The sequence below is a fragment of the Pseudonocardia sp. Ae150A_Ps1 genome (genome assembly GCF_001932315.1).
GTDB lineage: Bacteria > Actinomycetota > Actinomycetes > Mycobacteriales > Pseudonocardiaceae > Pseudonocardia.
The window spans coordinates 2378234-2404836 of sequence record NZ_MCIJ01000001.1 but is presented as its reverse complement, the minus strand read 5'-3'; the positions used below and the strand labels follow the sequence as shown (position 1 = coordinate 2404836).

Genomic DNA, 26603 nt, shown 5'->3' with positions numbered 1-26603 from the left:
CCTGCGGGTCAGCCCTGGTTCAGCGCCACGAGGATGCGGCGCAACGCCCCGAGTCTGCCCCCGGCGAGCGCGCCGGAGGCGACCAGGTCGTCCAATGCGCACTCCGGGTCGGCGGGCGGACCGAGGTGGCCGCAGCCGCGTGGGCAGTCGTCGATCACCGCGGCCAGGTCACCGAACGCCGCGACGACGTCGTCCGGGCCGACGTACGCGAGCCCGAACGAGCGGATCCCCGGGGTGTCGACGACCCAGCCGTCGGCGTGCGGGAAGGCGAGCGCGGCCGTCGTCGTGTGCCGTCCCTTCCCGACACCGGAGACCCGGCCGGTCGCCTGGTCGGCGTCCGGGACGATCGCGTTGACCAGCGTCGACTTCCCGACACCGGAGTGGCCGACGAGGGCGCACAGCCGTCCGGACAGCTCCGCGTGCAGGGCGTCCGCCCCCTCGGGCGCCCCCGCCGCGTCCCGTCCGGTGATCACCAGCGGCACCCCGAGCTCGCGGTACTGCGCGGCGAACGGCTCCGGATCGGCCAGGTCGGACTTCGTCAGGCAGAGCACCGGCTCCAGGCCACCGGCGTAGGCGGCGACCAGGCAGCGGTCGACGAACCCGGTGCGGGGGACCGGGTCGGCGACGGCGGTGACGACGACGAGCCGCTCGGCGTTCGCGACGACCACCCGCTCGTACGGGTCGGTGTCATCCGCCGTACGCCGGAGCGCCGTGTCCCGCTCGGCGACCCGCACGATCCGGGCCAGGGTGTCCGGCTCACCGGACAGGTCCCCGACGAGATCGACCCGGTCCCCGACGACCACCGGCGTCCGGCCCAGCTCCCGGGCCCGCATCGCGACCACCCGCGGGCGTGCCGGGTCGGCGTCGACCGCGCAGGTCCAGCGCCCCCGGTCGACGGCGGTGACCATCGCCCGGGTGGCGTCGGCGTGCGCGGGCCGCCGCTTGCTGCGCGGTCGCGATCCGCCCCGGCCCGGGCGGACACGGACGTCGGTCTCGTCGAGGGCACGGATGTCGCGGGCCACGATCAGCCGTTCGCCGGGGTCCCGAGGAGGGCCGACCACCGGCCGGGGAAGTCCGGGATGGTCTTGTCCGTGCAGCCGATGTCGTCGACCAGCACCCCCGGCACGACCAGCCCGACGATCGCCCCCGCCGTCGCCATCCGGTGGTCGGCGTAGGCCCCCCACGGCCGGTCGGCGCGGCCGGTGAGCGGTTTCGGGTCGATCACCAGGCCGTCGTCGGTCTCGGTGACGGACCCGCCCAGCGCGGTGATCTCCGCGGCGAGCGCGGCCAGCCGGTCGGTCTCGTGTCCGCGCAGGTGGCCGATGCCGCGCAGCCGGGACGTGCCGTGCGCGAGCGCGGCGATCGCGGCGACGGTGGGGGCGAGCTCACCGGCGTCGTGCAGGTCGACGTCGATCCCGGACAGCCGGTCCGGCCCGGTGACGGTCAGCCCGGCGGCGTCGTGGGTGACGGTGGCGCCGAACCGCTCGAGGACGGGCAGCACGTCCACCCCGGGCTGGGTGGACGTCGCCGGCCAGCCCCGCACCGTGACCCGTCCGGCGGTGACGGCCGCCGCGGCCAGGAACACCGACGCGTTCGACAGGTCCGGCTCGATGTCCCAGTCGCGCACCGCGACCGGGCCGGGTTCCACCCACCAGGTGTCGGGATCCTCGCCGGTCGTCCGGTCGGCGACGGTCACGCCGGCCTCGCGCAGCATCCCCACCGTCATGTCGATGTGCGGCAGCGACGGCAGCGCCCGCCCCGCGTGCCGCACGGTCAGCCCGCGCTCGAAGCGGGCACCGGACAGCAGCAGCCCGGACACGAACTGCGACGACGCCGACGCGTCGATCGTCACCTCGCCCCCGGCGATCGGCCCGCCGTCGAGCCGGAACGGCAGCGCGTCGCCGTCGACCCGGGCGCCCAGCGTGCGCAGCGCCGACAGCACCGTGCCCATCGGACGTTCCCGGGCGCGGGGGTCGCCGTCGAACCGGACCGCACCGGACGCCGTCGCCGCGGCGGGCGGGGCGAACCGCATGACGGTGCCCGCGAGCCCGCAGTCGATCTCGGCCGGGGTGTCCCCGGTGCCGCCGCGCAGCCCGTCGTGCGCCCCGGTCGTGACGGTGTCCCCGTCGGCCGTCACCGGGACGCCGAGCGCGGCGAGCGCGCCGGTCATCAGCGCGGTGTCGCGGGTCGGGGGTGCCCCGCCCACCCGGCAGGCGCCGCCGGAGAGCCCGGCGAGCAGCAGTGCCCGGTTGGTCACCGACTTCGAGCCGGGGACGGAGACGGTGCCGGTCACCGGGGCACCGGGCGTGGGGGCGGACCAGAAGCTCACGCCCCCATCTTCTCCCACGTGCCAGGATGGGGCGCATGTGCGGCCGTTACGCCTCCACGAAGGCCCCCGCCGACCTGGCCGACGAGTTCCACGCCGTCGACGCCACGGCCGAGACGTCGCAGCGCGCCGACTACAACGTCGCACCGACCAAGGACATCACCGTCGTGGTCGAGCGGCACCCCCGCGACGACGACGGCGAGGCCGACCCCACCGTCACCGAGCGGTCCCTGCGCACCGTGCGCTGGGGCCTGGTGCCGTTCTGGTCGAAGGACCCCTCGGCCGGGGCGCGGATGGTGAACGCCCGCTCGGAGACGATCACCGAGAAGCCCGCGTTCCGGCGCGCGGCGGCGTCGCGACGGTGCCTGTTCCCGATGGACGGCTGGTACGAGTGGCAGCGCTCCGCCGCCGTGCCGAAGAGCGAGGGCGGCACCGGCAAGCCGCAGAAGCAGCCGTACTTCACGCACTACGCCGACGGCTCCACGATGGCGATGGCCGGGATCTGGGAGTTCTGGCGCCCGAAGGACGGCGAGCTCGCCGAGAAGTACCCCGACGGCCTCGTCACCGCCTGCGTCCTCACCACCGAGGCGGTCGGCCCGCTCGCCCAGGTGCACGACCGGATGCCGCTGGTCCTGCGGCCCGGCGACTGGACCGACTGGCTGGACCCCGACACCGGGTCGGGCGACGAGCGGGTGTCCCGGCTGCTCGTCCCGCCGACCCCGGAGCTGGTGTCCACCTGCGAGATCCGGCCGGTGTCCGCGCAGGTCAACAACGTCCGCAACAACGGCCCCGAGCTGCTGGACCGCATCCCCGACGACGAGGTGCGCGAGCCGATCCAGCTCGACCTGCTCTCGTGACCGGCGAGGAGACGGCTACCGGGATCGACACCCCGCGCGGCCCGGCCCGGGTCACGTGGCACCCGTCGACGTCGGGGCCCGCCCGCGCGCTGCTCCTGCTCGGGCACGGCGCCGGCGGCGGGATCGGCGCCCCCGACCTGGTCGCCGCGACCGCGGCGGCGACCGCCGCCGGGTGCGACGTCGGGCTGGTCGAGCAGCCCTACCGGGTCGCGGGGCGGCGCGCACCGGCCCCGGCCGGGCACCTCGACGAGGCCTGGCTCGCCGTCGCGGCCGCCGTGCGGAAGGACGGCGACCTCCCGCTCCTGCAGGGCGGGCGCAGCTCCGGGGCCCGGGTCGTCTGCCGCACCGCCGCCGCGACCGGCGCCGCGGGCGTCCTGTGCCTGGCGTTCCCGCTGCACCCGCCCGGGCGTCCGGAGCGGACCCGGCTGCCCGAGCTCGACGGTGCCGGCGTCCCGGTGCTGGTCGTGCAGGGCCGCTCCGACCGGTTCGGCGTCCCGGATCCCGGCCCGGACCGCCGCGTCGTGCTGCTCGACGGCGACCACGGGCTGAAGAAGCAGCACGCCGAGCTGCGCAGCGCCGTCGGGGAGTGGCTGACCGGGTTCACCCGGCCGGGCGACGCCCGTCCCCGAAGCTGACCCGCCGGTCCAGCATCTGCTCGACCTCGCGCGCAGGCAGCGGCGGCGCCATGAACCAGCCCTGACCGACGTCGCAGCCCAGCGAGCGCAGGTGCGCCGCCTGCCCGTCGGTCTCCACCGACTCGGCGACGACGCGCAGCCCCAGGCTGTGCGCGAGATCGATCATCGCCGAGAGGATGACCGGGCTGTCGACCTCGCGCGTGGCGTCGGCGGCCTGCGGGTCCTGTGCGGACACGAACGACCCGGCCAGCTTCAGCACGTCGACCGGCAGCCGGTGCAGGTAGACGAGGTTCGAGTAGCCGGTGCCGAAGTCGTCGATCGCGATCCGCACGCCGAGCCGGGACAACTCCTGCAGCGCGGCGACCGGGCGGCCGCTCGCCGACATCAGGTCGCTCTCGGTCAGCTCCAGCTGCAGCGCGTGCGCCGGCCACCCGGTGCGCTCCAGCACCCCGGCGATCCGCTGGACGGCGTCGGGCTGGCGCAGCTGGCGTCCGGCGACGTTGACGCTCAGCACGAACTCACGTGACGGGTCGGCGTCCACCCAGGCCCGCGCGTCGGAGCAGGCCCGGTGCAGCAGGTGCAGGCCGAGCGGGACGATGAGCCCGGTCTGCTCGGCGAGCGGGATGAACACGTCCGGGCCCAGCCGGTCGCCGTCGGCGGTCCGCCAGCGCGCCAGCGCCTCCACGCCCGCCACCCGGCCGTCGGAGAACGACACCAGCGGCTGGTACTCGAGGTCGAACTCGCCGCGGTCCAGCGCGCCGGGCATCCGTCCGGCGAGCTCGAACAGGTGGACGTCGTGGCGGTGCCGGGCCTGGTCGAACACCGCGATGCGGTCCCGGCCGTCGCGCTTCGCCCAGTACATGGTGGTGTCGGCGGCCTGCATCAGCTCCGCCGCACCGCTCTGCCGGGCCTCCCCGGTGTCCTGCGGTCCGCCGGGATCGTCGTCGTGCGGCACCGGCCACACGACGATGCCGATGCTGGCCGACACCACGACCTCCCGGCCGCGCAGCGCCACCGGCCGCCGGACGACGTCCAGTGCCCGCTCCGCGACCGCGTTCAGCTGGGCGGTGCCCGTGCACGCCTCGACGAGCACCACGAACTCGTCGCCGCCCATCCGGGCGACGGTGTGCCCGTCCACCCCGAGCTCGTCGTGCAGCCGCTGCGCGACGGCGGAGAGGAGCTGGTCGCCCGCGTCGTGGCCGAGGGTGTCGTTGACGGCCTTGAACCCGTCCAGGTCGAGGTAGCAGACGCCGACCCGGGAGTCCGGCCCGGCGTCCAGGGCGGCGGTCAGCCGGCGGAAGAACAGCGCGCGGTTCGGCAGCCCGGTGAGCGGGTCGTGCTCGGCCTGGTGCTGCAGCCGGGACTGCAGCCGGTGCCGCTCGGTGACGTCCTCGATCATCGCGACCAGGTGGCGGGGGGTGCCGTCCGGGTCGCGGATCAGGGACAGGACGAGCTGGGTCCAGACCTGCTCGCCGTCCTTCCGGAAGTACGACTTCTCCATCCGGACGTGCCCCACCCGGCCGCCGAGCATGGCCTGGATCTGCGGCCACATCTCGGGGGTGTCCTCGGGGTGGATGAACTCGAACACCGAGCGGCCCACCAGCTCGCCCGGGGGATAGCCGAGCATGCCGGCCAGCGCCCGGTTCGCCTCGAGGATGGTTCCGTCGGCGTCGGCCACGCTGATGCCGAGCGTGGTGTTCTCGAAGACCGCGCCGTAGCGGGCCTCCGAACGCCAGCGGGCGTTCTCCGCCGCGCTGCGGGCCGCGAACGCGGCCGTGCTGATCCGGTCCTGCTCGGTGCGTGTGCGCTGCTGCAGCGTCCGGGCGTACCCGGCCGACATCGCCCCGACCGCCGCGGTGAACCGCCGCAGCCGGGCCGGGTCGGTGGTCCGGTCGGCGAAGTGCGACGACAGGACGTCGAGCGAGCAGCGCAGCGCAGCGGGGTCGGTCAGGTGCGCCGCGACCAGCTCGGCGCCGACGTCGGCCGCCATGTCGGTCTCGGCCCGGCCGTCGACGACGGCGGTGGTCCACCAGGCGGCCCCGGACAGGAGCTCGTACAGCTCGGCCCGGCCCGCCGAGACGAAGCCGCGGGCGTGGATCGCCGCCACCCAGGCGTCGGTCAGCTGGCCGACGCTCGCGTCGTGCCGCCCACCGGCGTCCGCCGGTACGGGTTCGCCCACGCCGTCTCCTCCGCGTCCGCCGGGTACGGGCCGCTCAGCGCCGGGCCACCGCGGCCAGGCCCGGATAGCGTTGTGCCTCCGGCCCGACCGGGGACTCCGGCCGCCACAGCGGTATCCGCACCACTCCCGGTTCCAGCAGTTCCAGGTCGCCGAACAGGGCGCGCAGCTCCTCGGTGCTCCGCATCCACATCGGATTCGGCGACTGATCGCGGTTGTAGACCCTCTGCGCCTGGTTCGCACCCGAATGGCCGCCCTCGTCGCTCGCATGGGTGACCACCACGTGGCTCCCCGGCGCGGTCGCGTCGACGAAGGTCCGGACGATGCCCGCCGGCCCCAGTGCGTCGGGGACGAAGTGCAGCACCGACACCAGCAGCACCGCGATCGGCTGCGAGAAGTCCAGGTGCGAGCGGGTCAGCGGGTCGTCGAGGATGCGTGCCGGCTCGGTGAGGTCGGCGGCCAGCACCTCGGTGCGGTGGTCGCCCTCGAGCAGCGCCCGGCTGTGCACGACCGCGATCGGGTCGTTGTCGACGTAGAGCACCCGCGGGTCAGGGCACTCCGCGGCGGCGAGCTCGTGCACGTTGCCCGCGGTCGGGATCCCGGAACCCAGGTCGAGGAACTGGGTCACACCCTGGGAGCAGAGGTACCGCACCACCCGCCGCAGGAACGAGCGGTTGGCCTGGGCGACGGTCGCCATCTCCGGCATCGCGGCGAGCACCTGGTCGGCGAACCTGCGGTCCGCGTCGAAGTTGTGCGATCCGCCCAGGTAGTAGTCGTACACCCGGGCGACGCTCGGCCGGGTGATGTCGACCTCGTCAGGTGCCCACGCCGGCCTGTCCATCTGCTGCCCCCCGGGTAACCGCTTTCGACGCCTTCGGCGATCACGACCCTACTCAACCTGCGGCGATCGGGGCCACGACGGCGCCGGTCAGGGCGACGAGGTCGTCCGGGGCCAGCTCGATCTCCAGGCCGCGGCGCCCGCCCGAGCAGAACACCGTCGGGTGCTCCCGGGCCGAGTCGTCGACGACGGTGGGCAGCCGCCTGCGCTGGCCGAGCGGGGAGATCCCGCCCGCCACGTAGCCGGTGGCCCGCTCGGCGTCGGCGACGTCGGCGAGGACGGCCTTCTTGCCGCCCGCCGCGGCGGCCAGCGCCTTCAGGTCGAGCTGCGCGGCGACGGGCACGATCCCGACGGTCATGACGCCGTCGACCAGCGCGACGAGTGTCTTGAACACCCGTCGCGGGTCCTGGCCCATCTCCCGCACGGCCTCCTCGCCGTACCCGGCGCCGCCCGCGTCCTGGTGGGTGTAGGTGTGCACCTCGTGCGGCACCTTCCGCTTCGCCAGCAGCGCCGTCGCCGGAGTGCCCTTGCCCGCCATCGCCGCCGTCCCCCGCCCGTCGCGCCGCGGGAGGGTCCTCCCGCCGCGGGCAACCTACGGGAATGCCGGCCCGGGCCGCACCGTTGTTCCGGGCGTGAGCACAGCAGTGATGGAGTCGCCGCGGTCCGGCCGGACCCGGCGTGGACGCGTACTCTCCGACGGGTCCGCAGTGCCGGTGACCCGCACCGGTGCGCGGCTCGTGTCACTGGAGAGGGGACCGTTGTCACCACAGCCGGAGCAGTCCGGGACCGAGGAGTTCCGTACCACCGGTGAGGCCGCCCTCGACGCCACGGAACCGGCCGAGGTCGGCACCGCCGACGAGGACGGCAACCGGGCGCCCGAGGACGAGTCCGTCGAGGAACGCACCGCACGCTTCGAGCGGGACGCGATGCCGATGCTCGACCAGCTCTACGGGGCCGCACTGCGGATGACCCGGAACCCGGCCGACGCCGAGGACCTCGTCCAGGAGACCTTCCTGAAGGCCTACTCCGCCTTCGGGTCGTTCCGCCGTGGCACGAACCTGAAGGCCTGGCTGTACCGGATCCTGACCAACACCTACATCAACGGTTACCGGAAGCGGCAGCGCCAGCCGCTGCAGTCGCCGACCGACGAGATCACCGACTACCAGCTCGCGCAGGCCGGTGAGCACACGTCGACCGGGCTGCGGTCCGCCGAGGTGGAGGCCCTCGACGCGCTGCCCGACAGCGACGTCAAGGAGGCCCTGCAGGGGCTCCCGGAGGACTTCCGGATCGCGGTCTACCTGGCCGACGTCGAGGGGTTCGCCTACAAGGAGATCGCCGAGATCATGGGCACCCCGATCGGGACCGTGATGTCCCGGCTGCACCGTGGCCGGCGTCAGCTGCGCGAGATGCTGACCGACGTGGCGCGCGACCGCGGCATCGTCCGCGGGAGCGACGAGGAGGTGACGGCGTCGTGAGCGCCGAGAAGGACACCCCGCTCGAGCGCAATCCGATGCTCTCCGGCGGTGGGGCCGACTGCGGTGAGGTGCTGGCCGAGGTGTGGATGTTCCTCGACCGGGAGTGCGACCAGAACCGGCGGCAGCTCCTGCAGCAGCACCTCGACGAGTGCGCGCCCTGCCTGGCCGAGTACGGCATCGACGAGAAGCTCAAGGCCCTGCTCGCCCGCAAGTGCGGTGGCGAGGCGGCGCCGGAGTCGCTGAAGGACCGGCTGCGGACCCAGATCCGCTCGGCGGTGCTGGAGCAGGCCCAGGTGACCGTGGAGAGCGGGCCGGAGGGCACCAGCGTGTCGGTCGCGCGGCGGCGTACGGAGTACCGCTCCGAGGGCTGAGCGACCCCCTCTCACGCACGAAGGGCGGGCACCCCACCGGGGTGCCCGCCCTTCGTCGTCTCGCGTGGCGACTCAGGTGTTCGGCTTCTTGCCGTGGTTCGCCTTGTTCTTGGAGCGGTCGCGACGCTTACGGGCGCGCTTGGACATGATCGCCCTCCTTCCACCGGATCAACACGTGCGGCGGAACCCGCCGCGGGGGAACCCTGATTCTCGCATGTGGTGGGATGGGCGACCGTGACCACGCTGAGCGAGCTGCTCGCCGAGCACACGACGATGGGCGGCGAGACCGCCGACCACCTGCAACGGGTGGTCGGTGAGTGGCAGCTGCTCGCCGACATGTCGTTCGCGGACTTCCTGTTGTGGGTGCCGCTGGACGACCTGAACGCGGTCGCGGAGGACGGCACGACGTCGCGGGCGTCGACCGCGCAGTTCCTCTGCGTCGCCCAGGCCCGCCCGACCACGGCACCCACCGCGCACCCGGACGACGTCGTCGGGCGCCGGGCGGCGACCGTCGAGGTCGGTCAGCTGCGCCGGGCGGTCCTGGAGGGCCGGATCTGCCGCGACGACGACCCACGCTGGCACCTGGAGGTGCCGGTCCGCCGCGAGACCATCCCGGTCCGCCACCACGGCCGCACCGTGGCCGTGCTGTCGCGGGACACGAACCTCGCGACGCCCCGGGTCCCGTCCCCGCTGGAGATCGCCTACCTGGGCAGCGCCTCGGACCTGTGCCAGATGATCGTCGACGGCACCTTCCCGCCGCAGTCCGGCCCGCCCGGCAGCGCCGAGGGCAGCCCGCGCGCCGGTGACGGCCTGGTCCGCCTCGACGTGCACGGCAACGTGGCCTACGCCAGCCCCAACGCGCTCTCGGCCTACCACCGGATGGGCCACGTCAGCGACGTCGCCGGGGCCGATCTCGCCGCCGTCACGAAGGCGCTCGTGCTCGACCCGTTCGACGCCAAGGACGTCGCGGGCCGGATCAGCGACGCGCTGGCGGGCACCCCGTCGAGCCGCATGGAGGTCAAGGGGCGGCGGGCGACGATGCTCGTCCGGGCGCTGCCCCTGCGCCCGCGCGGCGACGCGGCCGGCGCGCTGGTGCTGGTCCGGGACGTCACCGACCTGCGGCGCCGGGACGCGGCGCTGATGTCGAAGGACGCCACGATCCGGGAGATCCATCACCGGGTGAAGAACAACCTGCAGACGGTCGCGGCGCTGCTGCGGCTGCAGGGCCGGCGCAGCGAGTACCCGGAGGCCGGCCGGGCGCTGGAGGAGGCGGTCCGCCGGGTCACCTCGATCGCGCTGGTGCACGAGGCGCTGGCGTACTCGGTCGCCGAGACCGTCGAGCTCGACGAGCTGCTGCCGAAGGTCCTGCCGGCGATCCGGGACGGCGCGACGACCGAGTCCCGGGCCAGGGTCCGGGTGGACGCCGGGTTCGGTGCGCTGCCCGCCGCGAAGGCCACCCCGCTGGTGCTGGTGCTGGCCGAGCTGGTGCACAACGCGCTGGCGCACGCCTACGACCCCGGCATCGCGGGGGAGGTGGTGGTGAGCCCGCAGCGGTCCGCGGGCCGCCTCGAGGTGTCGGTCGCCGACGACGGTCACGGCATGCCGCCCGAGTTCGACTTCGAGAAGTCCAAGGGGCTGGGCCTGCAGATCGTGCGCACGCTGCTGAGCTCGGAGCTGGAGGCCACCATCACCGTCTCCGACCGCGACGGCGGCGGCACAGTGGCGCTGATCCGCGTGCCGCTCGGCGGGTCCTGACGCAACGCCCGGACCGCTCGCCGTCCCCAGGCGGTCGGTCCGGTGCGGCGGGTGACCGCAACCGTCACTGCGGGTGACCCGGGGCGTCAGTGGGCACCACGAGGGCACCGGATACGCTCGTCGCGTGACCGTTGATCCCGGTGCCGTGGTCGCGCCGGCGCCGTGGTGGACGAGTCACTCGGGGTGGCAGATCACCCCGAACACACCTCGGGCCCGTTGCCGGTGGCGTCCGGCTACGGGCCTGAGGTCGGGGAGCTATTGCGCTGTCGAGCGTGTTGCTCAGGCGGGTGTTGCTCAGGCGGTGTGCGCGCGGGGACGCGTGCTGCGCCGCTTCAGGGCGCGCCGCTCGTCCTCGCTCATGCCGCCCCAGACACCCGCGTCCTGGCCGGACTCGAGGGCCCACTGCAGGCACGACTCGGTGACCGGGCAACGCCGGCACACGCTCTTCGCCTCCGCGATTTGCATCAGGGCGGGGCCGCTGGTGCCTACCGGGAAGAACAGCTCCGGGTCCTCGTCGCGGCAGATCGCGTCGTGACGCCAGTCCATGATTGCCTTCTCCTCTGGTGCGCGATCGGGGGTCGCGCCGATCGTCGTGTCTGTTACGTGCGTGTTTCGAAGCTTGTGAATACTTTCACGAGCTCCGTGCGTCCTCAATGGGAAACTGCCCGCCGGATGCGTGAGCGGCCTCATAGCCGCTCGCACACGACAGACCAGTGCCCGGGACCTCGGGCCCGGTTCCGACAACAAGTGTCCCTGTCCCACACACATTCGGCTACCCGAATGCTGTGTAGGGCCGGACACCTTGCAGGACCGGATCCTTGCTGATCCGGGCCTCGCGACCCGGACCGCCACGAGCCGCGCTGCCCGTGGATCCCTCGCTTGCGTAGGGACCACCTTGGATCACCGGTTTGGGCTGGTGTAAGCCCCAACGGGATCGGCGGTCCGCTGACATCGGTGAATGGCGGGGTTGCTCACTCCGGCGTGTGAGAGGGCCCGCACGGGGCGCGACGAACCGCCCGTCTCACACGACGACGCGTAACGCTCCGGCCACGCTCAGGAACTCCACGTCGGTGCGCATGCCGAGGTGGTCGCCGTCGAGCTGCAGCGCCAGCGGCCGGTCGGAGGTAATCCGGACCTGCGGGACGGCGTCGTGCCGGACGATGTGGCGGCCGTGCGGGTCACCGTCCGCGGCCAGTATCTGGCGCAGCGTGGCCGCGATCGTCCGCGGCCCGAGACCGGTGAGCGCGAACAACCCGAGCCCGCTGCCGAACGACGAGCGCGGGTTCGTCCGCACCGCGCGCCCCGACAGGTAGGTCCACGGGTCGGTGTTGGAGACGAACGCCAGCTTCACGCCCTCCAGCGGCGCGGCACCGGGGATGTCGACCGTCATCGACGGCGGCCGGCGCAGCTGCGCGACGTACTGCGCGAGGGCGGTCATCGCGTAGCGGCCGGGGCTGGCCTCGTGGCCCTGCGCCCTGGCCCGCTCGACCGCGGCGACGACGTCGGCGTCCCAGCCGATGCCGGCGTTGAAGGTGAACCAGCGGTCGTCAGCGTGCCCGAGACCGACCAGGCGCCTGCGCCGCTGCGCCAGCGCCTGCAGCACGTGACCGGTCGCGTCCACCGGGTCGCGGGGCAGCTCCAGGGCCCTGGCGAAGACGTTCGCCGAGCCGCCGGGGACCACCGCCAGCATCGCCGTGGCGTCCGGGTCCGGGCGCGGGGCGCCGGTCCCGGTGCCGGTCTGCGCGGCGAGCAGGCCGTTGACGACCTCGTTCACCGTGCCGTCGCCGCCGAGGGCGACGACGAGCTCGACGCCGTCGGCGACGGCCGCGGCGGTCGCCTCCGCGGCGTGCCCCCGGTACCGGGTCTGCAGCACCTCGAGCTTGAGCTCGCTGGCGAGTGCCTTGGTCAGCACATCCCGTCCGGCGGCGGTGGTGGACGTGGCCTGGGGGTTGACCACGAGCATCGCGCGCACGGGGCCGACTGTATCGACCGGCCCGATCCCTATCCTCGACACCGTGGCCGAGGAACAGGGGAAGGGTGCCGGTGGGCGCACCGCGGTGCCGGAGAACGTGCGGGTCTCCGGGGTCCTGGTGGGGGTGCAGGGCCTGGCCGGAGTCGTCGTGTCGGTGGTGCTGGCCGTCCGGGCGATCGGTGCCGGTGACGCCCGCGGCTACTACGGACTGGCCGAGGCGGGGATCTTCCTGCTGATGGCGGGGGCCGTCGCGGGGATCGGGTACGGCCTGTTCCGCGGGGTGCACGGCTGCCGGACGCCGGCGATCGTCGTCCAGCTGCTGCTGTTCCCGGTCATCTACTACGTCCTCGGTCCCAGCCGGCAGCTGCTGTGGGGGATCGTCTGCGGGCTGTTCGTGCTGTTCACGTTCCTGATGCTGATCAGCGAGCAGACCCGGCGGTGGTCGATGGGGGAGGACTACCCGGACTGACAGTGGCCCGGTGCGCCGGAACCGGGAATCGGCCACCGTCCGATTCCGGGAATGCCAGACTGCGACCGTGACCGACGAGCGCACGGAACGGCTGTTCGGCGTACCGCTGTACTCGGTGGCCGACGCCGCTCGCCACATCGACGTCTCCCGCTCGACCTTCGACACGTGGGTGCGGGGGTACGAGCGGCGGCGGGACACCGGGGTCGCGACGCTGGGCGCGCCCGTCGTCACCGCCGTTCCGGCGCCACGAGGGCAGCCATGCGTGCCGTTCATCGGTCTCGCCGAGGGGTTCGTGCTGGCCGGGTTCCGCGCGGCTGGGGTCCCGCTGCAGCGCATCCGCCCCGCCGTCGGCGCCCTCCGGGCCGAGCTCGGGCTGGAACACGTCCTGGCCTCCGAATCGCTCTACACCGACGGCGCCGAGGTGCTCTACGACTTCGCCGAACGCCGGGGGGACAGTCCTGAGGCCGAGGCGGCCCGTGAACTGGTGGCTCCCCGTAGCGGACAGCGGGTGTTCACCCCCGTCGTCCAGCGGTACCTGCAGCGGATCACCTTCGAGGACGGCTACGCCCGCCTCGTCGAACTGCCCCGGTACGAACGGGCCAGGGTGGTCGTCGACCCGGACCGGTCCTTCGGCGTACCGATCTTCGCGAGCGGCGCGGCGCGGGTCGGCGTCGTGCTGGGCCGTTTCAAGCGCGGTGAACCGCTCGACGAGCTGAGCGAGGAGTTCGGGGTCCCGGCCGACGAGCTTCTCGACGCCATCCGTGTCCACACCGACACCGCCGCCTGAGGACGGGCTCCCGAGCTTCTTCCTCGACCGGGACATGGGGTCGAAGAAGGTGCCGGCGGGTCTGCGGGCGCTCGGGGTCCGGGTCGTGACCCTCTCCGAGCGCTACGGAGTGCACGAGGGACAGTTCGTCGAGGACGTGCGGTGGATGCCCGAGGCCGCCGCCGCGGGCGAGGCCGCACTCATGGCGGACGACGCCATCCGGCGCAGGAATCCCGAGGAGCGGCGGGTGCTCCGGGCCTGCGGTCTCCGCGCGTTCGTCGTCAACGCGTCGATCAGGGCCGAGGACACCGTGGGGCGGTTCGAGGTGTCACAGCCGGCGATCGTCCGGGCCCCTTCGTCTACCGGCTGCATCCGGCCCGGATCGAGAAGCTGCGGCTACCGCCCTGACCCGGACTCCGTGCAGCGCACGCGCGACGCGAGCGCGGCCAGCGGGCCGCCGGTGAGCCGATAGGTGGTCCAGCCGTCGTTCGGCCCGGCCCCGATCGACCGGTAGAAGCCGATCGCCGGGGTGTTCCAGTCGAGCACGTTCCACTCCAGCCGGGCCCACCCGCGGTCCGCGCACTCGGCGGCCAGCGCGGCGAGCAGCCGCACGCCGTGGCCGCCGCCCCGGTGCGCGGGCGAGACGTAGAGGTCCTCCAGGTGCATCCCGGCGACGCCCTCCCAGGTGGAGAAGGTCCGGAACCAGATCGCGATCCCGACCACCCCGCCGTCACCCGTGGTCGCGACGTGCGCCCACGCGACGGGCTCGGCGCCGAACAGCGCCGCGTACAGCTGGTCGTCGGTGAGACCGCACTCGTCGGCGGCCTTCTCGTAGTCGGCCAGCTCGTGCACGAGCCGGACCATCGCCGGGACGTCGGCCGGGCCGGCCGGGCGCACGGCGCTCACGACGACGTCCCGGTGGGCCGCTGGTTGAGGTGGTCGAGGCGCGGGACCCCGCGCTCGAACCCGAGGACGGTGACCCCGGCCGGGTCCATCCGGAAGTGGACGCCGCCGCTCGCCGGCTGCCCGATCCACCGGGCGGTGAGCACCCGGGAGAAGTGGCCGTGCCCGACCAGGACGACGTCACCGCCCCCGAGCAGCGCGCGGGCGTCGGCCAGCACGGAGTCGGCGCGGGCGGACACGTCTCCCGCGGTCTCGCCGCCGGGCCACGGGCCGTCCCACACGGTCCAGCCGGGCAGCGTCTCGCGGATCTGCGGGGTGGTGAGGCCCTCGCCGTCGCCGTAGTCCCACTCGGACAGTCGCTCGTCGACGGCGTCGACGGCCAGCCCGGCGAGCTCGGCGGTGTCCCGCGCGCGTGTGCGCGGGGAGCAGAGGACGCGGGCGGGCGGGTCGTCGTGGCGGACCAGGGTCAGCGCGTCCCGGACGCTGCGGGCGGCGGCCCGCCCGGCACCGGTGAGCGGGATGTCGGTGCGGCCGGTGTGCTTCCCGGTCCGCGACCACTCGGTCTCACCGTGCCGCAGGAGCAGGACGCGGCCGTACGGGTCGGCTTCGGAGCTCACACCCGGTGACGCTAGTCGTGCGCCGGGCCGCGCGCCGCTCCCCGGGCGTGGGCTGCGGGGTGCGGGTTTCGCCCGGTCGTGGCGCCCGCCCACCCGTCCGGGGCGTGACGGCGTCCGGCCCGCCCTCGTTGGGGCCGCGACGGGGTGCGGTCCCGCGCCCACCGGCCCGCCGTCCGAGGAGTGTCATGTCGCAGCTGCCTCGCCGTCTCGCACGGCGGATCGCCGGGATCTGCGCCGCGGCCGGCCTGTCGGCCGTCGCGGTCCTCACCGTCCCCGGTGGCACCGCGCTTGCCCAGCCGGGGCCCGCCCCGATCGGGCCCGGCGTGCAGATCGTCACGCCGCTCGGCGACGGCGCGGAGCTCTGCACGGCGAACTTCCTGTTCACCGGAGCGGGCGGCCAGGACGGGCACCGCGACGGCGACGGCGCCGAGCACCAGTCGTCCCCGGCCGGGAAGCTCTACCTCGGCACGGCCGCGCACTGCACGGGTACCGCCGAGTCGACGGGCTCGGTGGACGGCTGCGTCGAACCGGTCATGCCGGAGGGCACGGAGGTCGGCATCACCGGTCGTGACGGCCGCTCCTACAGCGGCACCGTCGCCTACAACTCGTGGGCGGCGATGCAGGCCCGCGGCGAGACCGACCGGGCGGCCTGTGGCTACAACGACTTCGCGCTGATCGAGCTGAGCCCGGAGGCCGCGGCGGTCGCCGACCCGACGGTGCCCGGCTTCGGCGGCCCCGTGGCCCTCGACACCGACGGCACCCGCAACGGCGAGACCGTCTACAGCCACCAGCCGAACCAGCTGGCGGCGACGCCGGACAAGCAGGGGATCAGCCTGGGCAGGCCGGAGGGGCCGCGCACGCACGTCGTCGTCACCGCACCGCCGGGGGTGCCGGGCGACTCGGGCTCGGGCTACCTCGACTCCGAGGGCAAGGCCTTCGGTGTGCTGTCCAGCCTGCTGCTGCCGACCGCGGCCAACGGCGTCGCCGACATCGCGCAGGCCCTGGACTACGCGGCCGAGTACGGCCGGATCGGGAAGGTGGACCTCGTCCCCGGAACCGCGCCGTTCGCGCCGGACACGCTCCGGATGACCGAGCTGCCGGCCGGCCCGCAGCTCCCTGCGCAGCCGCTGCCGGACCTCACGCCCGCACCGCTGCGCTGAACCCGCAACCCGTACGCGCGTCCTGTGCGGGTGCCCACTCCGGCCGTGCCGGACCCCCGGATCCGGGCCTCGCCCTGGTTACACTGCGCGCCAGTACCCGACAGCCGTGTCCCGCCCCGGATCCGCATCCGGAACCGGAGAGGCGGGATGGCCGTCCGGCACCGCGATCCGGTCGACGACACCCGCGACCTCCGGTGCAACGGCAGGCGCCCCCGACCGGCGCCGCTCACGTACCAGACCAGTGGAGTCACTCGATGACGCTCGCCCAGGACCGCCCGACCGCCGCCCCGCACCGAGACGAGGTGTTCGGCGCGCACGAGGGCGGGAAGCTCGCGACCGGGCTGACCGCGCCGCTGGCCGACGCCCGGGACCTGTCGATCGCCTACACCCCCGGTGTGGCGGACGTCTGCCGCGCCATCGCCGACGACGCCTCGCTCGCCTCCCGCTACACCTGGGCGCACCGGCTGGTGGCGGTCGTGAGCGACGGCACCGCGGTGCTCGGCCTGGGCGACATCGGCCCGCGGGCGTCGCTGCCGGTGATGGAGGGCAAGTCGGCGCTGTTCAAGTCGTTCGCCGACCTGGACTCGATCCCGCTGGTGCTCGACACCACCGACGTCGACGAGATCGTCGAGACGCTCGTGCGGCTGCGCCCGACCTTCGGGGCGGTGAACCTGGAGGACGTCTCGGCCCCGCGCTGCTTCGAGCTGGAGCGTCGGCTGGTCGAGGCCCTGGACTGCCCGGTCATGCACGACGACCAGCACGGCACCGCCGTGGTCCTGCTCGCGGCGCTCGACGGCGCCTGCCGGCTGCAGGGCCGCCCGCTCGCCGACCTGCGGATCGTCATCTCCGGTGCCGGTGCCGCCGGCATCGCGTGCGCCCGGATCCTGCTCGCCGCCGGCGCCTCGGACGTCGTGCTGCTCGACTCCCGCGGGATCGTCGACGCGGGGCGCGGGGGCGAGAAGGCCGACCTGGCCGCGGTCACCAACCCGCGTGGCGTGACCGGCGGGATCGCCGAGGCGATGGACGGGGTGGACGTGTTCGTCGGCCTCTCCAGCGCGACGCTGTCGGAGGAGGTGCTGGCCACGATGGCCCCCGAGGGCATGGTGTTCGCGCTGTCCAACCCGGACCCCGAGGTGCACCCGGACGTCGCCGCGCGGCACGCGGCGATCGTCGCGACCGGGCGCAGCGACTTCCCGAACCAGATCAACAACGTGCTGGCCTTCCCCGGGGTCTTCCGGGGCGCGCTGGACGTGCACGCCCGCCGGATCACCGACGGGATGAAGGTCGCGGCCGCCCGGGCCATCGCGGACGTGGTGGCCGACGAGCTGAGCCCGTCGAAGATCGTTCCCGGGCCGTTCGACCCGCGCGTGGCGCCCGCCGTCGCCCGTGCCGCGGGTGACAGCGGGGCGACGTCCGGGTGACGACGACCGGGTAGATCCGGTTACCAACCGTGCACGACGGGGCGGTGCGGCGAACGGCGCGTTGCGCTGTGATCGGTCGTCCACGGTGCGTCAAGCCTCCGTGCACCGTTCGGCGACCCTCCGATGCCCTTCACCCTGAGGGACGGGCGTACCACTCACGGTGAATATGGCCCGGAGGAGCGCAATTGCGCCGAACGGCCCCATTACCCGCTGTGCAGGATGCCTCGATCGGGCTACGGGGGCGGATCGCCCGGCCCGGTGGCTCGTTGTCCACGGTGGAGCTGCCGAGCAGAACGGAGGCGGGCGTGGCCGAGCTGGATCCACGGACGGGACACCGTCCGGGGGGTACGCCCCGTGGCGTGTACGACGACGAGCCGATGGGCGGTGCTGCCGGGGACCCACGCCGCGACGTGGACCGGCCCACCGGTATCGCCGGTGACCTCGCTCGGGCGTTCGCCGGGCCCGGAGGCACCGCGGCGTCACGGCCGCGGCCGGCGCCGTCGCCGCGTCCCGCCGAGGGCGAGCCGCTCGCGGAGGCGCTGTACGCGCCCACCGCCGGGAACGCCGCGGACGTGTTCGACGGTGCTGCCCCGATGACCGGTGCCGCCCCGGTGCCCGGCGCACCCGAGGCCCGGGCCGACCGTGCGCCGTCGCCGGTGCCGCGCCCGGCGGCCGACGAACTCCCGCAGCTCCCGGCGCTCCCGCCCTCGCCCGCCCTGCTCTGCGACGCCGCAGGCACCGTGCTCCACACCAACGCCGCGCTCCGCAGGCTCGCGGGGTCGGCCGACCCGACGGGCATGAAGCTCCCGCAGCTGCTCGTCGGCCCCGACTCCGACGCCCGGCTGGTCCGCGCCGACCGCCGGCTGGCCCGGGTGAAGGTCGTCCGCTGGCCGCACCCGGGGGACCACACCGTCGTGCTGCTCACCGCGTTCCCGGACGCGGCGCCCGCGGCGTCCGACGAGGCCCCCGCGCTGGACCTGGAGCGGGCCACCCGCTCCGGCACCTGGACCTTCGACCTGCAGGCCGGGACGCTGACCCGCAGCGAGGGCCTGGTCGAGCTCTACCGGGTGCTGGGCGTCCGCCCGGACGGCCCGGACGGCCCGATCGAGGGCGAGCAGGTCGAGCGGGTCTGCCGGATGCTGCGCCGCGGCCCGGAGGAGTCGTCGTCGGCGGCGCACGCCTCGCACTCGTCGGAGATCCGGCCGGAGGGCGGCGCGGTGCTGTCCTGCCGCACCCGGATCGACCGCACCCCCGGCGGCGCGCCGCTGCGGCTGATCGGGACCGTGCAGGACGTCTCCGACCGCCGCCGTGCCGAGTCCCGCGCGCAGCGCTCCGGGCAGCGGTTCGCCGACCTGGTCGCCACGATCACCACCGGCGTCGCGATGCTCGACGGCCGCGGCCGGATCGTCGACGCCAACCCCGCGCTGTGCCGGCTGCTCGACGCCGACCTGGAGACCCTGCGCGGTGTCCCGGCGCGGGCGCTGTCCGCGGAGCCGCAGCGCGGCGACCGCGGCGGTCTGCCGGACTGGCTGCGCGACCCGTCGCACCCCGAGCCGACGTACCGGATCGAGTCGCTGCCGCTGCTGCGGGCCGACGGCACCCGGGTCGACTGCGAGGTCGTCGTCAACGCCGCCCCGTCCGACGACGGCCGCCCGTTCTGGCTGCTCGTCGTCACCGACGTCGGCGAGCGCCGGCGCGCCGCGGACGTGCTCCGCGAGGCGAACACCGTCGACCCGCTCACCCGGCTGCCCAACCGTGCCGGGCTGCTCGAGCTGGCCGACCGCCTCCTGTCCGGGCCGGGCGCCGACCGGGTCGCGGTCGTCTGCGGGGACGTCGACGACTTCGCCCGGGTCAACACCGGCCTCGGTCACGACGCCGGCGACACCCTGCTCACCGAGCTGGCGGGCAGGCTGCAGCGCGAGCTGCCGCCGCTGTGCACCGCGGCCCGGCTGTCCGCGGACGAGTTCGCCGTCGTCTGCGCGGACACCGACGACGTCGGCGGCGCGGCCACGCTGGCCGGCACGGTCGCCGACCTGCTCCGCGGCTCCGTCACCGTGGCCGGGCGCCCGGTGACGCTGAGCGCCTCGGTCGGTGTCGCGACCCGCGACGCCGTGCCCGAGGGGCCACGTGCCCCGCGGGGCGACGACCTGCTCCGCTCGGCCGAGGTCGCCGTGCAGCAGGCCAAGAAGCGCGGCCGTGGCACCGTCGTGGTCGCGGACCGCGGCACCGTCGGTCCCGCCCAGCGTCAGCTGGAGCTGGAGGCGGAGCTGCGCGCCGCGATCGAGTCCGACGAGCTGCGCCTGGAGTACCAGCCGGTCGTCGGCCCGGACGGCACCGTGCTCTCCGCCGAGGCGCTGCTGCGCTGGTCGCACCCGGTGCACGGCGAGGTCTCCCCGGGCGAGTTCTTGCCGGTCGCCCAGCGGGGTGGTCTGCAGCGGGATCTCGACCTGTGGGTGCTGCGGACGGCGGCCGCCGAGGCGGCGACCTGGCCGCGGCACGGCCGGTCGATCGCCGTCGCGGTCAACCTGGCCGGCCTGCTGCCGGCCGACCCGGACTTCCTGGAGGAGGTCAGCGCGATCGTCGACGGTGCCGGGCTGGGCTGGGACCAGCTGGTGCTCGAGCTCGTCGAGACCAGCCTGGTCGCGCTGCCGCGCCCGGCGCTGGACGCGATGAGCGAGCTCGTCCGGCGCGGGGTCCGGTTCGCCGTCGACGACTTCGGCACCGGCTACTCCTCGCTGGCCCGGCTCAAGGAGCTCCCGGCGCAGACGGTGAAGGTGGACCGCGCGTTCGTCACCGGGGTCGGCACCGACCCGGCGGACTTCGCCCTGGCCCGGGCGGTGGTCGAGGTCGCCCGGGCGATGGGCCGTGCCACCGTCGCGGAGGGCGTGGAGACCGCCGAGCAGTTCCACGTGCTGCGCGGGCTCGGGGTCAACGCGTTCCAGGGCTGGTTGTTCGCCCGCTCCCTGCGGCCGGACGACCTGCACCGGGTGCTGCGCGGCGGCGGCCTCCCCACCCCGGCGACGACCGCGACGCCGCCCGGAGGCACCCCCGGCGCCTGGTGACCGGACCGGCCCGGAGCCGTCCGGTCCGGACACGTGCCCGCACGGCGGCCGGCCGGGTCGCCGGTCGTCCACGACCGGGTTAGTGTTCTCCGACCATGCGGCCCCTCGGCCGCACGCCGAGGGCAGGGGGAACCGGCGATGATCGAGTTCCGGGGCGTCACGAAACGCTTCCCGGACGGGGCGGTCGCGGTCGACGAGCTCGACCTCGTCGCGGAGCAGGGACGGATCACGGTGTTTGTGGGTCCGTCCGGCTGCGGGAAGACGACCTCTCTCCGCATGATCAACAGAATGGTCGAGCCGAGCTCGGGCGAGTTGCGGGTGGACGGTCAGGACGTCCTGTCCGCGGACCCCGCCGAGCTGCGCCGGGGCATCGGCTACGTGATCCAGCAGGCCGGGCTGTTCCCGCACCGCACCGTCGTCGACAACATCGCCACCGTGCCGATGCTGCTCGGCAACGGCCGCAAGGCCGCGCGGGACCGGGCGATGGAGCTGATGGAGACGGTCGGCCTCGACACCGCGATGGCGCGCCGCTACCCGGCGCAGCTGTCCGGCGGCCAGCAGCAGCGCGTCGGTGTGGCGCGCGCGCTCGCCGCGGACCCGCCGGTGCTGCTGATGGACGAGCCGTTCTCCGCGGTCGACCCGGTGGTCCGGGAGAGCCTGCAGGACGAGCTGTTGCGGCTGCAGTCCGAGCTCGGCAAGACGATCGTGTTCGTCACTCACGACATCGACGAGGCGATCAAGCTCGGCGACCGCGTGGCGGTGTTCCGGGTCGGCGGGCGCCTCGCCCAGTACGACGAGCCGGGTGTGCTGCTCTCCCGCCCGGTCGACGACTTCGTCGACACCTTCGTCGGGCGGGACCGCGGCTACCGCGGGCTCGGCTTCCTGACCTCGAACGCGATCCCGATCGGGCCGCTGCCGGTGCTCTCGGTCGGCGACCCCCTGCCCGACGACGGCTGGGCACTCGTCGTCGACACCACGGCCCGCCCACTCGGCTGGGCCAGGGCGGGCGACGGCGTCGTCACCGAGGACCTGGTGGTCCCGGGCGGCTCGCTCTACGCCGTCGGGTCGGGGTCGCTGCGCGGCGCGCTGGACGCGGCGCTGTCGTCGCCGTCGGGGCAGGGCGTCGCGGTGGACGCCGACGGTCGCGTCGCCGGGTCGGTGACCGCCGACGACGTGCTGGCGGCGCTGCCCGCGGCCCGCGACGACTCCGCCGCGTAGGGGCCCGGCGATGGACTGGGTCTTCCGCAACTCCGACCTCGTGCTGGAGCTGACCGGCCAGCACCTCGTGTTCGCGCTGGTCCCGGTGCTGGTCGGGCTGCTGCTCGCGATCCCGCTGGGGTGGCTGGCCAACCGCCGCTCGTGGGGCCGCACGCTCACCCTCAACGCCGCGGGCTTCCTCTACACGCTGCCGTCGCTGGCGCTGTTCGTGTTCCTGCCGCCGATCCTCGGCACCCGGATCCTCGACCCGGTGAACGTGGTCATCGCGCTGACGGTCTACGTGCTCGCGCTGCTGGTCCGTACCGTCGCCGACGCGCTGTCCGCGGTCCCGGCGCGGATCGTCGACTCGGCGACGGCGATGGGTTACCGGCCGGTCCGCCGGTTCCTCGCGGTCGAGCTGCCGATGGCCGTCCCGGTGATCGTCGCTGGGCTGCGCGTCGCGGCGGTCAGCACGATCAGCATGGTCACCGTCGGGTCGGTGATCGGTTTCGGCGGGCTCGGCAAGATGTTCACCGAGGGCTTCCAGCGGGAGATCCCGCAGCAGACGATCGCCGGCATCGTGCTGGTGCTGCTGCTGGCACTGGTGGTCGACCTCCTCCTGGTACTGATCGGCCGGCTCCTCACACCGTGGGAGCGGGCGCGGACGGGGGCCGCGGCATGACCTACCTCGGCTGGCTCTTCGACGGCGCGAACTGGACGGGACCCGAGGGGATCCTCGTCCGGCTCGCCGAGCACCTCGGCTACACGGCCCTGACGATGCTGGTCGCGATGGCGATCGCACTGCCCCTGGGCGCCTGGATCGGCCACACCGGACGCGGCGGCGTGGTCGTCGTCGGCCTGGCGAACGCGCTCCGCGCGCTCCCGACGCTCGGGCTGCTGGTACTGCTGTTCCTCCTGGTCGGACTCGGCCTGCTCGGCCCGCTGATCGCGCTGGTGATCATGGCCGTGCCGCCGCTGCTGGCCGGCGCGTACTCCGGTGTGCGCAACGTCGATCCCGCCGTGGTGGACGCCGCGCGGGGGGTCGGCATGCGCGGGCCCGAGGGGCTGTGGAAGGTGGAGCTGCCGAACGCGCTCCCGCTGATCGTCGGCGGGGTCCGCAGCGCGACGCTGCAGGTCGTGTCCACCGCGACCGTCGCCGCCTACGTCGGCATCGGCGGGCTGGGCCGGTTCATCCTCGACGGCCTCGGGCAGCGCGACTTCGGCGCGATGATCGGCGGTTCGGTGTTGGTCGCGTTGCTCGCGGTCGTCGCCGACCTGGTGCTGGGCGGGCTGCAACGTCTGATCGTCTCGCCCGGCCTGCGGGCCGGGGCGGCCGCGCCCGCGCCGTCCGGCCGCGGGGGGCTGCGCGTGCTGCGCGGCGGACGGGACACGGAGGCGAGTGCGGCGTGAAGAAGCTCGTGACCCTGCTGACGGTCGCCGTGTTCGTGCTGACCGGGTGCGGCGGCGACCCGCTCGCAGGCTCCGACACCGCCCCCGACGTGGTGGCGATCGGCTCCGGGAACTTCACCGAGTCCCAGCTGCTCGCCGAGGTGTACGCGCTGGCCCTGCGCGACGCCGGTGTGCAGGTCGAGGACCCGGTCGCGATCGGGTCCCGGGAGGCGTACTTCCCTGCTCTGCAGGACGGGTCGGTCGACCTGATCCCGGACTACTCCGGCGCGCTGATGACCTACCTGGACGAGGAGGCGACCGCGGTCGAGCCGGACGAGGTCTACGCCGAGCTCGGCCGGGTCCTGCCGCCCGGGCTGGTGCTGGGCCGGATGTCGGAGGCGGAGAACAAGGACGCCGTTGTCGTCACCCGGGAGACCGCGACCCGGCTGAATCTGCGCACGGTGGCCGACCTGGCCCCGCACTGCCCGCAGATGACCTTCGGCGGCGGGCCCGAGTTCCGGACCCGGCCGGACGGCATCCCCGGCCTGGCCAAGAACTACGGCTGCGCGTTCGGTCAGTACCGGTCGCTGGACTCCGGCGGCCCGCTGACCGTCGCGGCGCTCGAGGGCGACGACGTGCAGGCCGCGAACCTGTTCACGACCGACCCGGCGCTGCCGCAGAACGACTTCGTCCCGCTCGCGGACCCGAAGGAGAACTTCGCCGCGCAGAACGTGGTGCCGGTCGTCGCGGAGCGCAAGGCGTCGCCGCAGGTCCGCGCGGTGCTGGACCGGATCTCCGCGGCGCTGTCCACCGAGGAGCTGCTGGCGATGAACACCGAGGCCGCCGGGCCGGAGAAGCCGGCGCTGCGCACCGTCGCGGCCGACTGGCTCGAGCGCAAGCAGCTGCTGGGGAGCGGAGCGTGAAGGTCCTCTCGCCGCACCGCTACCCGGTGAAGTCGATGCTCGGCGAGGACCTCGGTGCGCTGGACCTCGACGGGCACGGCGTCGTCGGGGACCGCGCGCTGGCGCTACTCGACACCGAGCACGGCCGGGTGGCGACGGCGAAGCAGCCCCGGCACTGGCGGGCACTGCTGCGGTGCCGCTCCGCGGGATCCGGGGCAGCGGTGCGGGTCACCCTGCCCGACGGCTGCACCCTGCCCGCCGGTGACGCGGGCGACGCACTGTCCGAGCTGCTCGGCCGCCCGGTGCGGATGAGCGTCCGCCGGGACGACGGCGCCGTCGTCGAGCGGCCGGACCCCGAGGACGTGCTGGCCGCCGGCCTCGACGCCGACGTCGACGCCCCGCTGCTGGAGATCGCCCAGGGCACGCCCGGCGGCCGGTTCGTCGACCACTCGCCGGTGCACCTGATCACCACCGCGACCCTCGGCGCGCTCGGGGTGGAGGCGCTGCGCTACCGGCCCAACGTCGTCGTCGCGACGCCGGACGGGACGCCGGCGTTCGTGGAGAACGACTGGCTCGGCCGCCGGATCACGCTCGGTGCGGTGACCCTGGTCCCGACCCTGCCGACGCCGCGCTGCTCGGTCCCGACCCTGGAGCACGGTGACCGGCCGCGTGCCCCGGAGGCCCTGCGCGGCCCGGCCGAGCGGAACCGGGTCGAGGGGTTCGGCGTGCTGCCGTGCGCCGGCATCTACGCCCGCGTAGAAATCCGCGGTCCCCTCCGCACCGGCGACCCCGTCACCGTCACCTGACCTGTGCCCGCCCGGGACGCTCACCGGACCCGGGGACGCTCACCGGATCGGGTGCGCGCGGACGGATCCGGTGAGCGGAGGGGCTAGAACAGCCGGGACTGGACGTCGGTGATCAGCAGGATCAGGAACAGGACCGACGAGATGCCCAGGACGCCGTCGGAGAGCCAGCCGTTGCGGCCCTCCTTCGGTACCAGCTTCGTGTTCAGCAGCAGGAGCAGGGTGACCGCCAGGAACGGCATGAAGAACGAGCCCAGCACGCCGTAGACCAGGGTCAGCGCGAACGGCCGGTCCAGGAACAACAGTGCCATCGGCGGGATCGTCAGCCAGAGCAGGTACCCACGGAACGCCCAGGAGCGTTCGGCCGCCGCCGCCTCGTAGGCACCGGGGCGCCCCGGGCCCGCTCCGCGCTCGTCGTCCCCGGCCGGATCCTCGCCCGGCACCACGACGGTGGGGCCGTCCGCGGCGGTGCCGATCGCTGCGGCCTTCCCGTGCGGGAGCCGGATCGCCCGCGTCCAGTCGGTGAACAGCAGCGAGACGCCGTTCCACACCCCGAGCAGCGACGTCACGGACGCCGACAGGAAGCCGATGAGGAAGAGGATCCGCACACCCTCGCCGTAGAGCTCACCCAGCCGGTCGCCGAGCACCAGCAGCCCGCGGTCGCTCTCGGTGATCTCGGTGCCGAGCAGGATGGTCGCGCCGATCACCAGCATCGCGATCACGAACAGCCCGGTCAGCACGTAGCCGACCGCGTTGTCGAGCCGCATCATCGACAGCCAGCGCGGGCCCTTCCAGCCCTTGGCGTAGAGCCAGTAGCCGTAGCTCGACATCGTGATCGTGCCGCCCACACCTCCGATGAGGCCGAGCACGTACACGGTCGAGCCCTCGGGCAGTCGCGGGACGAGGCCGGACGCCAGCGCACCGAGGTCGGGGCCGACCAGGACCGCGATCCCGATGACGGACACGAACATCACCGCCACGAGGACGGTCATGATCTTCTCGAACAGCGCGTAGCGCTGGAACCAGACGAGCACCAGCCCGGCGAGACCGGCGATGGTGCCCCACCAGCGCACGGACAGGCCGTCGAACAGCGCGTTCAGCGGCAGGCCCACCGCGGACATCGCGGTGGCGCCGTAGACGAAGCCCCACACCACGATGTAGACGCCGAAGAAGACCGTCGCCCAGCGCCCCAGCCGTCGCCAGCCGTCGAGCATCGTCGCGCCGGAGGCGAGGTGCCAGCGCCCGACGGCCTCGCCGAGGGCGAGCTTGACCAGCGTGCCGACGACCGCGGCCCACAGCAGGACGGTCCCGAAGCTGGCGCCGGCGACCATCGTGGCCACCAGGTCGCCGGCCCCGACCCCGGTCGCGGCGGCGACGAGGCCCGGACCGATCGAGCGGATCTTCTTCGCGCCGGTCGGCGGTTCGAGGAAGTCGGTCTGCGGACCGGGGGAGGCCATCGTCACACTCCGAATCGCGACGCCGGGGTCGGAACGGCCGGGGTCGGCCGAC

At 74.3% G+C, this 26603-nt stretch carries 26 protein-coding genes; 16 read left to right on the top strand and 10 right to left on the bottom strand.

Translation table 11 applies throughout. The annotated features are described in order from the left end of the window. Positions 1–8: 8 nt before the first annotated feature. Both rsgA and aroA read right to left on the bottom strand, forming a co-directional pair. Positions 9–1025, bottom strand: coding sequence for a ribosome small subunit-dependent GTPase A (rsgA, locus tag Ae150APs1_RS11010; protein WP_170918169.1), 1017 nt, complete (start codon positions 1023–1025; stop codon positions 9–11). Next, entirely contained in the window at positions 1025–2329 is a 1305-nt protein-coding gene (gene aroA, locus Ae150APs1_RS11005) for a 3-phosphoshikimate 1-carboxyvinyltransferase (RefSeq protein ID WP_075297355.1), read from the bottom strand. Before aroA ends, rsgA begins: the two co-directional genes overlap by 1 nt. Before the next feature lie 35 nt (positions 2330–2364). Between aroA and Ae150APs1_RS11000 the strand changes: the two genes are divergently transcribed. After that, positions 2365–3183, top strand: coding sequence for an SOS response-associated peptidase (locus Ae150APs1_RS11000; protein WP_010241525.1), 819 nt, complete (start codon positions 2365–2367; stop codon positions 3181–3183). Beyond that, on the top strand, positions 3180–3818 hold the full coding sequence (locus Ae150APs1_RS10995) for an alpha/beta family hydrolase (RefSeq protein ID WP_075297353.1): 639 nt from the start codon (positions 3180–3182) through the stop codon (positions 3816–3818). Before Ae150APs1_RS11000 ends, Ae150APs1_RS10995 begins: the two co-directional genes overlap by 4 nt. Here Ae150APs1_RS10995 and Ae150APs1_RS10990 read toward each other — a convergent pair. Genes Ae150APs1_RS10990 through ybaK form a run of 3 tightly spaced genes read right to left on the bottom strand, consistent with a single transcriptional unit; the run spans position 3784 to position 7370 of the window. After that, positions 3784–5997 carry an EAL domain-containing protein gene (locus Ae150APs1_RS10990; protein WP_075297351.1) on the bottom strand — a complete coding sequence of 738 codons (2214 nt, stop codon included), beginning with the start codon at positions 5995–5997 and terminating at the stop codon, positions 3784–3786. The two genes, Ae150APs1_RS10995 and Ae150APs1_RS10990, sit on opposite strands and share 35 nt — an antisense overlap. Before the next feature lie 34 nt (positions 5998–6031). Next, positions 6032–6835, bottom strand: coding sequence for an SAM-dependent methyltransferase (locus Ae150APs1_RS10985; protein WP_075297349.1), 804 nt, complete (start codon positions 6833–6835; stop codon positions 6032–6034). A gap of 52 nt (positions 6836–6887) precedes the next feature. Continuing rightward, the gene (ybaK, locus tag Ae150APs1_RS10980; protein WP_075297347.1) at positions 6888–7370 is read right to left on the bottom strand and encodes a Cys-tRNA(Pro) deacylase; all 483 of its coding nucleotides are present in this window, start codon (positions 7368–7370) and stop codon (positions 6888–6890) included. Between the two features lie 220 nt (positions 7371–7590). Here ybaK and Ae150APs1_RS10975 point away from each other — a divergent pair, with 220 nt between their 5' ends. From Ae150APs1_RS10975 to Ae150APs1_RS10965, 3 genes are all read left to right on the top strand, one after another. Then, the gene (locus tag Ae150APs1_RS10975) at positions 7591–8307 is read left to right on the top strand and encodes a sigma-70 family RNA polymerase sigma factor (protein WP_202796317.1); all 717 of its coding nucleotides are present in this window, start codon (positions 7591–7593) and stop codon (positions 8305–8307) included. Positions 8308–8342: 35 nt separating this feature from the next. Next, positions 8343–8678, top strand: coding sequence for a mycothiol system anti-sigma-R factor (rsrA, locus tag Ae150APs1_RS10970; RefSeq protein WP_029239262.1), 336 nt, complete (start codon positions 8343–8345; stop codon positions 8676–8678). 234 nt (positions 8679–8912) lie between these two features. Then, positions 8913–10433, top strand: a complete 1521-nt coding sequence (locus Ae150APs1_RS10965; RefSeq protein WP_075301979.1) for a PAS domain-containing sensor histidine kinase — start codon at positions 8913–8915, stop codon at positions 10431–10433. 294 nt (positions 10434–10727) lie between these two features. Here the strand turns inward: Ae150APs1_RS10965 and Ae150APs1_RS10960 are convergent, their stop codons facing one another. Together Ae150APs1_RS10960 and Ae150APs1_RS10955 are read right to left on the bottom strand one after the other, a co-directional pair. Next, positions 10728–10979 (bottom strand): WhiB family transcriptional regulator, encoded by a 252-nt coding sequence (locus tag Ae150APs1_RS10960; RefSeq protein ID WP_010225812.1) that lies wholly within the window; start codon positions 10977–10979, stop codon positions 10728–10730. A gap of 475 nt (positions 10980–11454) precedes the next feature. Further along, the gene (locus Ae150APs1_RS10955) at positions 11455–12405 is read right to left on the bottom strand and encodes a diacylglycerol kinase family protein (protein ID WP_010225813.1); all 951 of its coding nucleotides are present in this window, start codon (positions 12403–12405) and stop codon (positions 11455–11457) included. 43 nt (positions 12406–12448) lie between these two features. Between Ae150APs1_RS10955 and Ae150APs1_RS10950 the strand changes: the two genes are divergently transcribed. From Ae150APs1_RS10950 to Ae150APs1_RS10940, 3 genes are all read left to right on the top strand, one after another. Then, positions 12449–12874 (top strand): hypothetical protein, encoded by a 426-nt coding sequence (locus Ae150APs1_RS10950; protein WP_060574938.1) that lies wholly within the window; start codon positions 12449–12451, stop codon positions 12872–12874. A 67-nt stretch (positions 12875–12941) separates the two neighbouring features. Beyond that, entirely contained in the window at positions 12942–13661 is a 720-nt protein-coding gene (locus tag Ae150APs1_RS10945; protein ID WP_075297345.1) for a hypothetical protein, read from the top strand. Continuing rightward, positions 13636–14112: a hypothetical protein gene (locus Ae150APs1_RS10940; protein ID WP_075297344.1), complete on the top strand. Its 477-nt coding sequence runs from the start codon at positions 13636–13638 to the stop codon at positions 14110–14112. The genes Ae150APs1_RS10945 and Ae150APs1_RS10940 overlap by 26 nt, the downstream gene beginning before the upstream one ends. On the opposite strand, the gene Ae150APs1_RS10935 is transcribed toward Ae150APs1_RS10940, so the two are convergent. Together Ae150APs1_RS10935 and Ae150APs1_RS10930 are read right to left on the bottom strand one after the other, a co-directional pair. Continuing rightward, complete coding sequence (locus Ae150APs1_RS10935) at positions 14037–14546, bottom strand: GNAT family N-acetyltransferase (protein WP_249266296.1); 510 nt, start codon at positions 14544–14546, stop codon at positions 14037–14039. The genes Ae150APs1_RS10940 and Ae150APs1_RS10935 overlap by 76 nt on opposite strands. Beyond that, complete coding sequence (locus Ae150APs1_RS10930; protein ID WP_010225816.1) at positions 14543–15160, bottom strand: acid phosphatase; 618 nt, start codon at positions 15158–15160, stop codon at positions 14543–14545. The genes Ae150APs1_RS10935 and Ae150APs1_RS10930 overlap by 4 nt, the downstream gene beginning before the upstream one ends. Positions 15161–15345: 185 nt before the next feature. Between Ae150APs1_RS10930 and Ae150APs1_RS10925 the strand changes: the two genes are divergently transcribed. From Ae150APs1_RS10925 to Ae150APs1_RS10890, 8 genes are all read left to right on the top strand, one after another. Then, positions 15346–16320 (top strand): trypsin-like peptidase domain-containing protein, encoded by a 975-nt coding sequence (locus tag Ae150APs1_RS10925; protein WP_010225817.1) that lies wholly within the window; start codon positions 15346–15348, stop codon positions 16318–16320. A 254-nt stretch (positions 16321–16574) separates the two neighbouring features. Then, the gene (locus tag Ae150APs1_RS10920) at positions 16575–17741 is read left to right on the top strand and encodes an NADP-dependent malic enzyme (RefSeq protein WP_075297343.1); all 1167 of its coding nucleotides are present in this window, start codon (positions 16575–16577) and stop codon (positions 17739–17741) included. 359 nt (positions 17742–18100) lie between these two features. Continuing rightward, entirely contained in the window at positions 18101–20803 is a 2703-nt protein-coding gene (locus Ae150APs1_RS10915; protein WP_083680062.1) for a bifunctional diguanylate cyclase/phosphodiesterase, read from the top strand. A gap of 138 nt (positions 20804–20941) precedes the next feature. Then, positions 20942–22021, top strand: coding sequence for an ATP-binding cassette domain-containing protein (locus tag Ae150APs1_RS10910; RefSeq protein ID WP_075297342.1), 1080 nt, complete (start codon positions 20942–20944; stop codon positions 22019–22021). A gap of 10 nt (positions 22022–22031) precedes the next feature. Continuing rightward, positions 22032–22682, top strand: a complete 651-nt coding sequence (locus Ae150APs1_RS10905) for an ABC transporter permease (RefSeq protein ID WP_060574941.1) — start codon at positions 22032–22034, stop codon at positions 22680–22682. Continuing rightward, positions 22679–23410 (top strand): ABC transporter permease subunit, encoded by a 732-nt coding sequence (locus tag Ae150APs1_RS10900; protein WP_170918072.1) that lies wholly within the window; start codon positions 22679–22681, stop codon positions 23408–23410. Before Ae150APs1_RS10905 ends, Ae150APs1_RS10900 begins: the two co-directional genes overlap by 4 nt. Further along, positions 23407–24312 carry an ABC transporter substrate-binding protein gene (locus tag Ae150APs1_RS10895; protein WP_075297340.1) on the top strand — a complete coding sequence of 302 codons (906 nt, stop codon included), beginning with the start codon at positions 23407–23409 and terminating at the stop codon, positions 24310–24312. Before Ae150APs1_RS10900 ends, Ae150APs1_RS10895 begins: the two co-directional genes overlap by 4 nt. After that, positions 24309–25097, top strand: a complete 789-nt coding sequence (locus tag Ae150APs1_RS10890) for an MOSC N-terminal beta barrel domain-containing protein (protein WP_075297339.1) — start codon at positions 24309–24311, stop codon at positions 25095–25097. The genes Ae150APs1_RS10895 and Ae150APs1_RS10890 overlap by 4 nt, the downstream gene beginning before the upstream one ends. Before the next feature lie 83 nt (positions 25098–25180). Here Ae150APs1_RS10890 and Ae150APs1_RS10885 read toward each other — a convergent pair whose 3' ends face one another. Next, entirely contained in the window at positions 25181–26551 is a 1371-nt protein-coding gene (locus Ae150APs1_RS10885; protein WP_075301971.1) for an Nramp family divalent metal transporter, read from the bottom strand. Positions 26552–26603 lie beyond the last annotated feature (52 nt).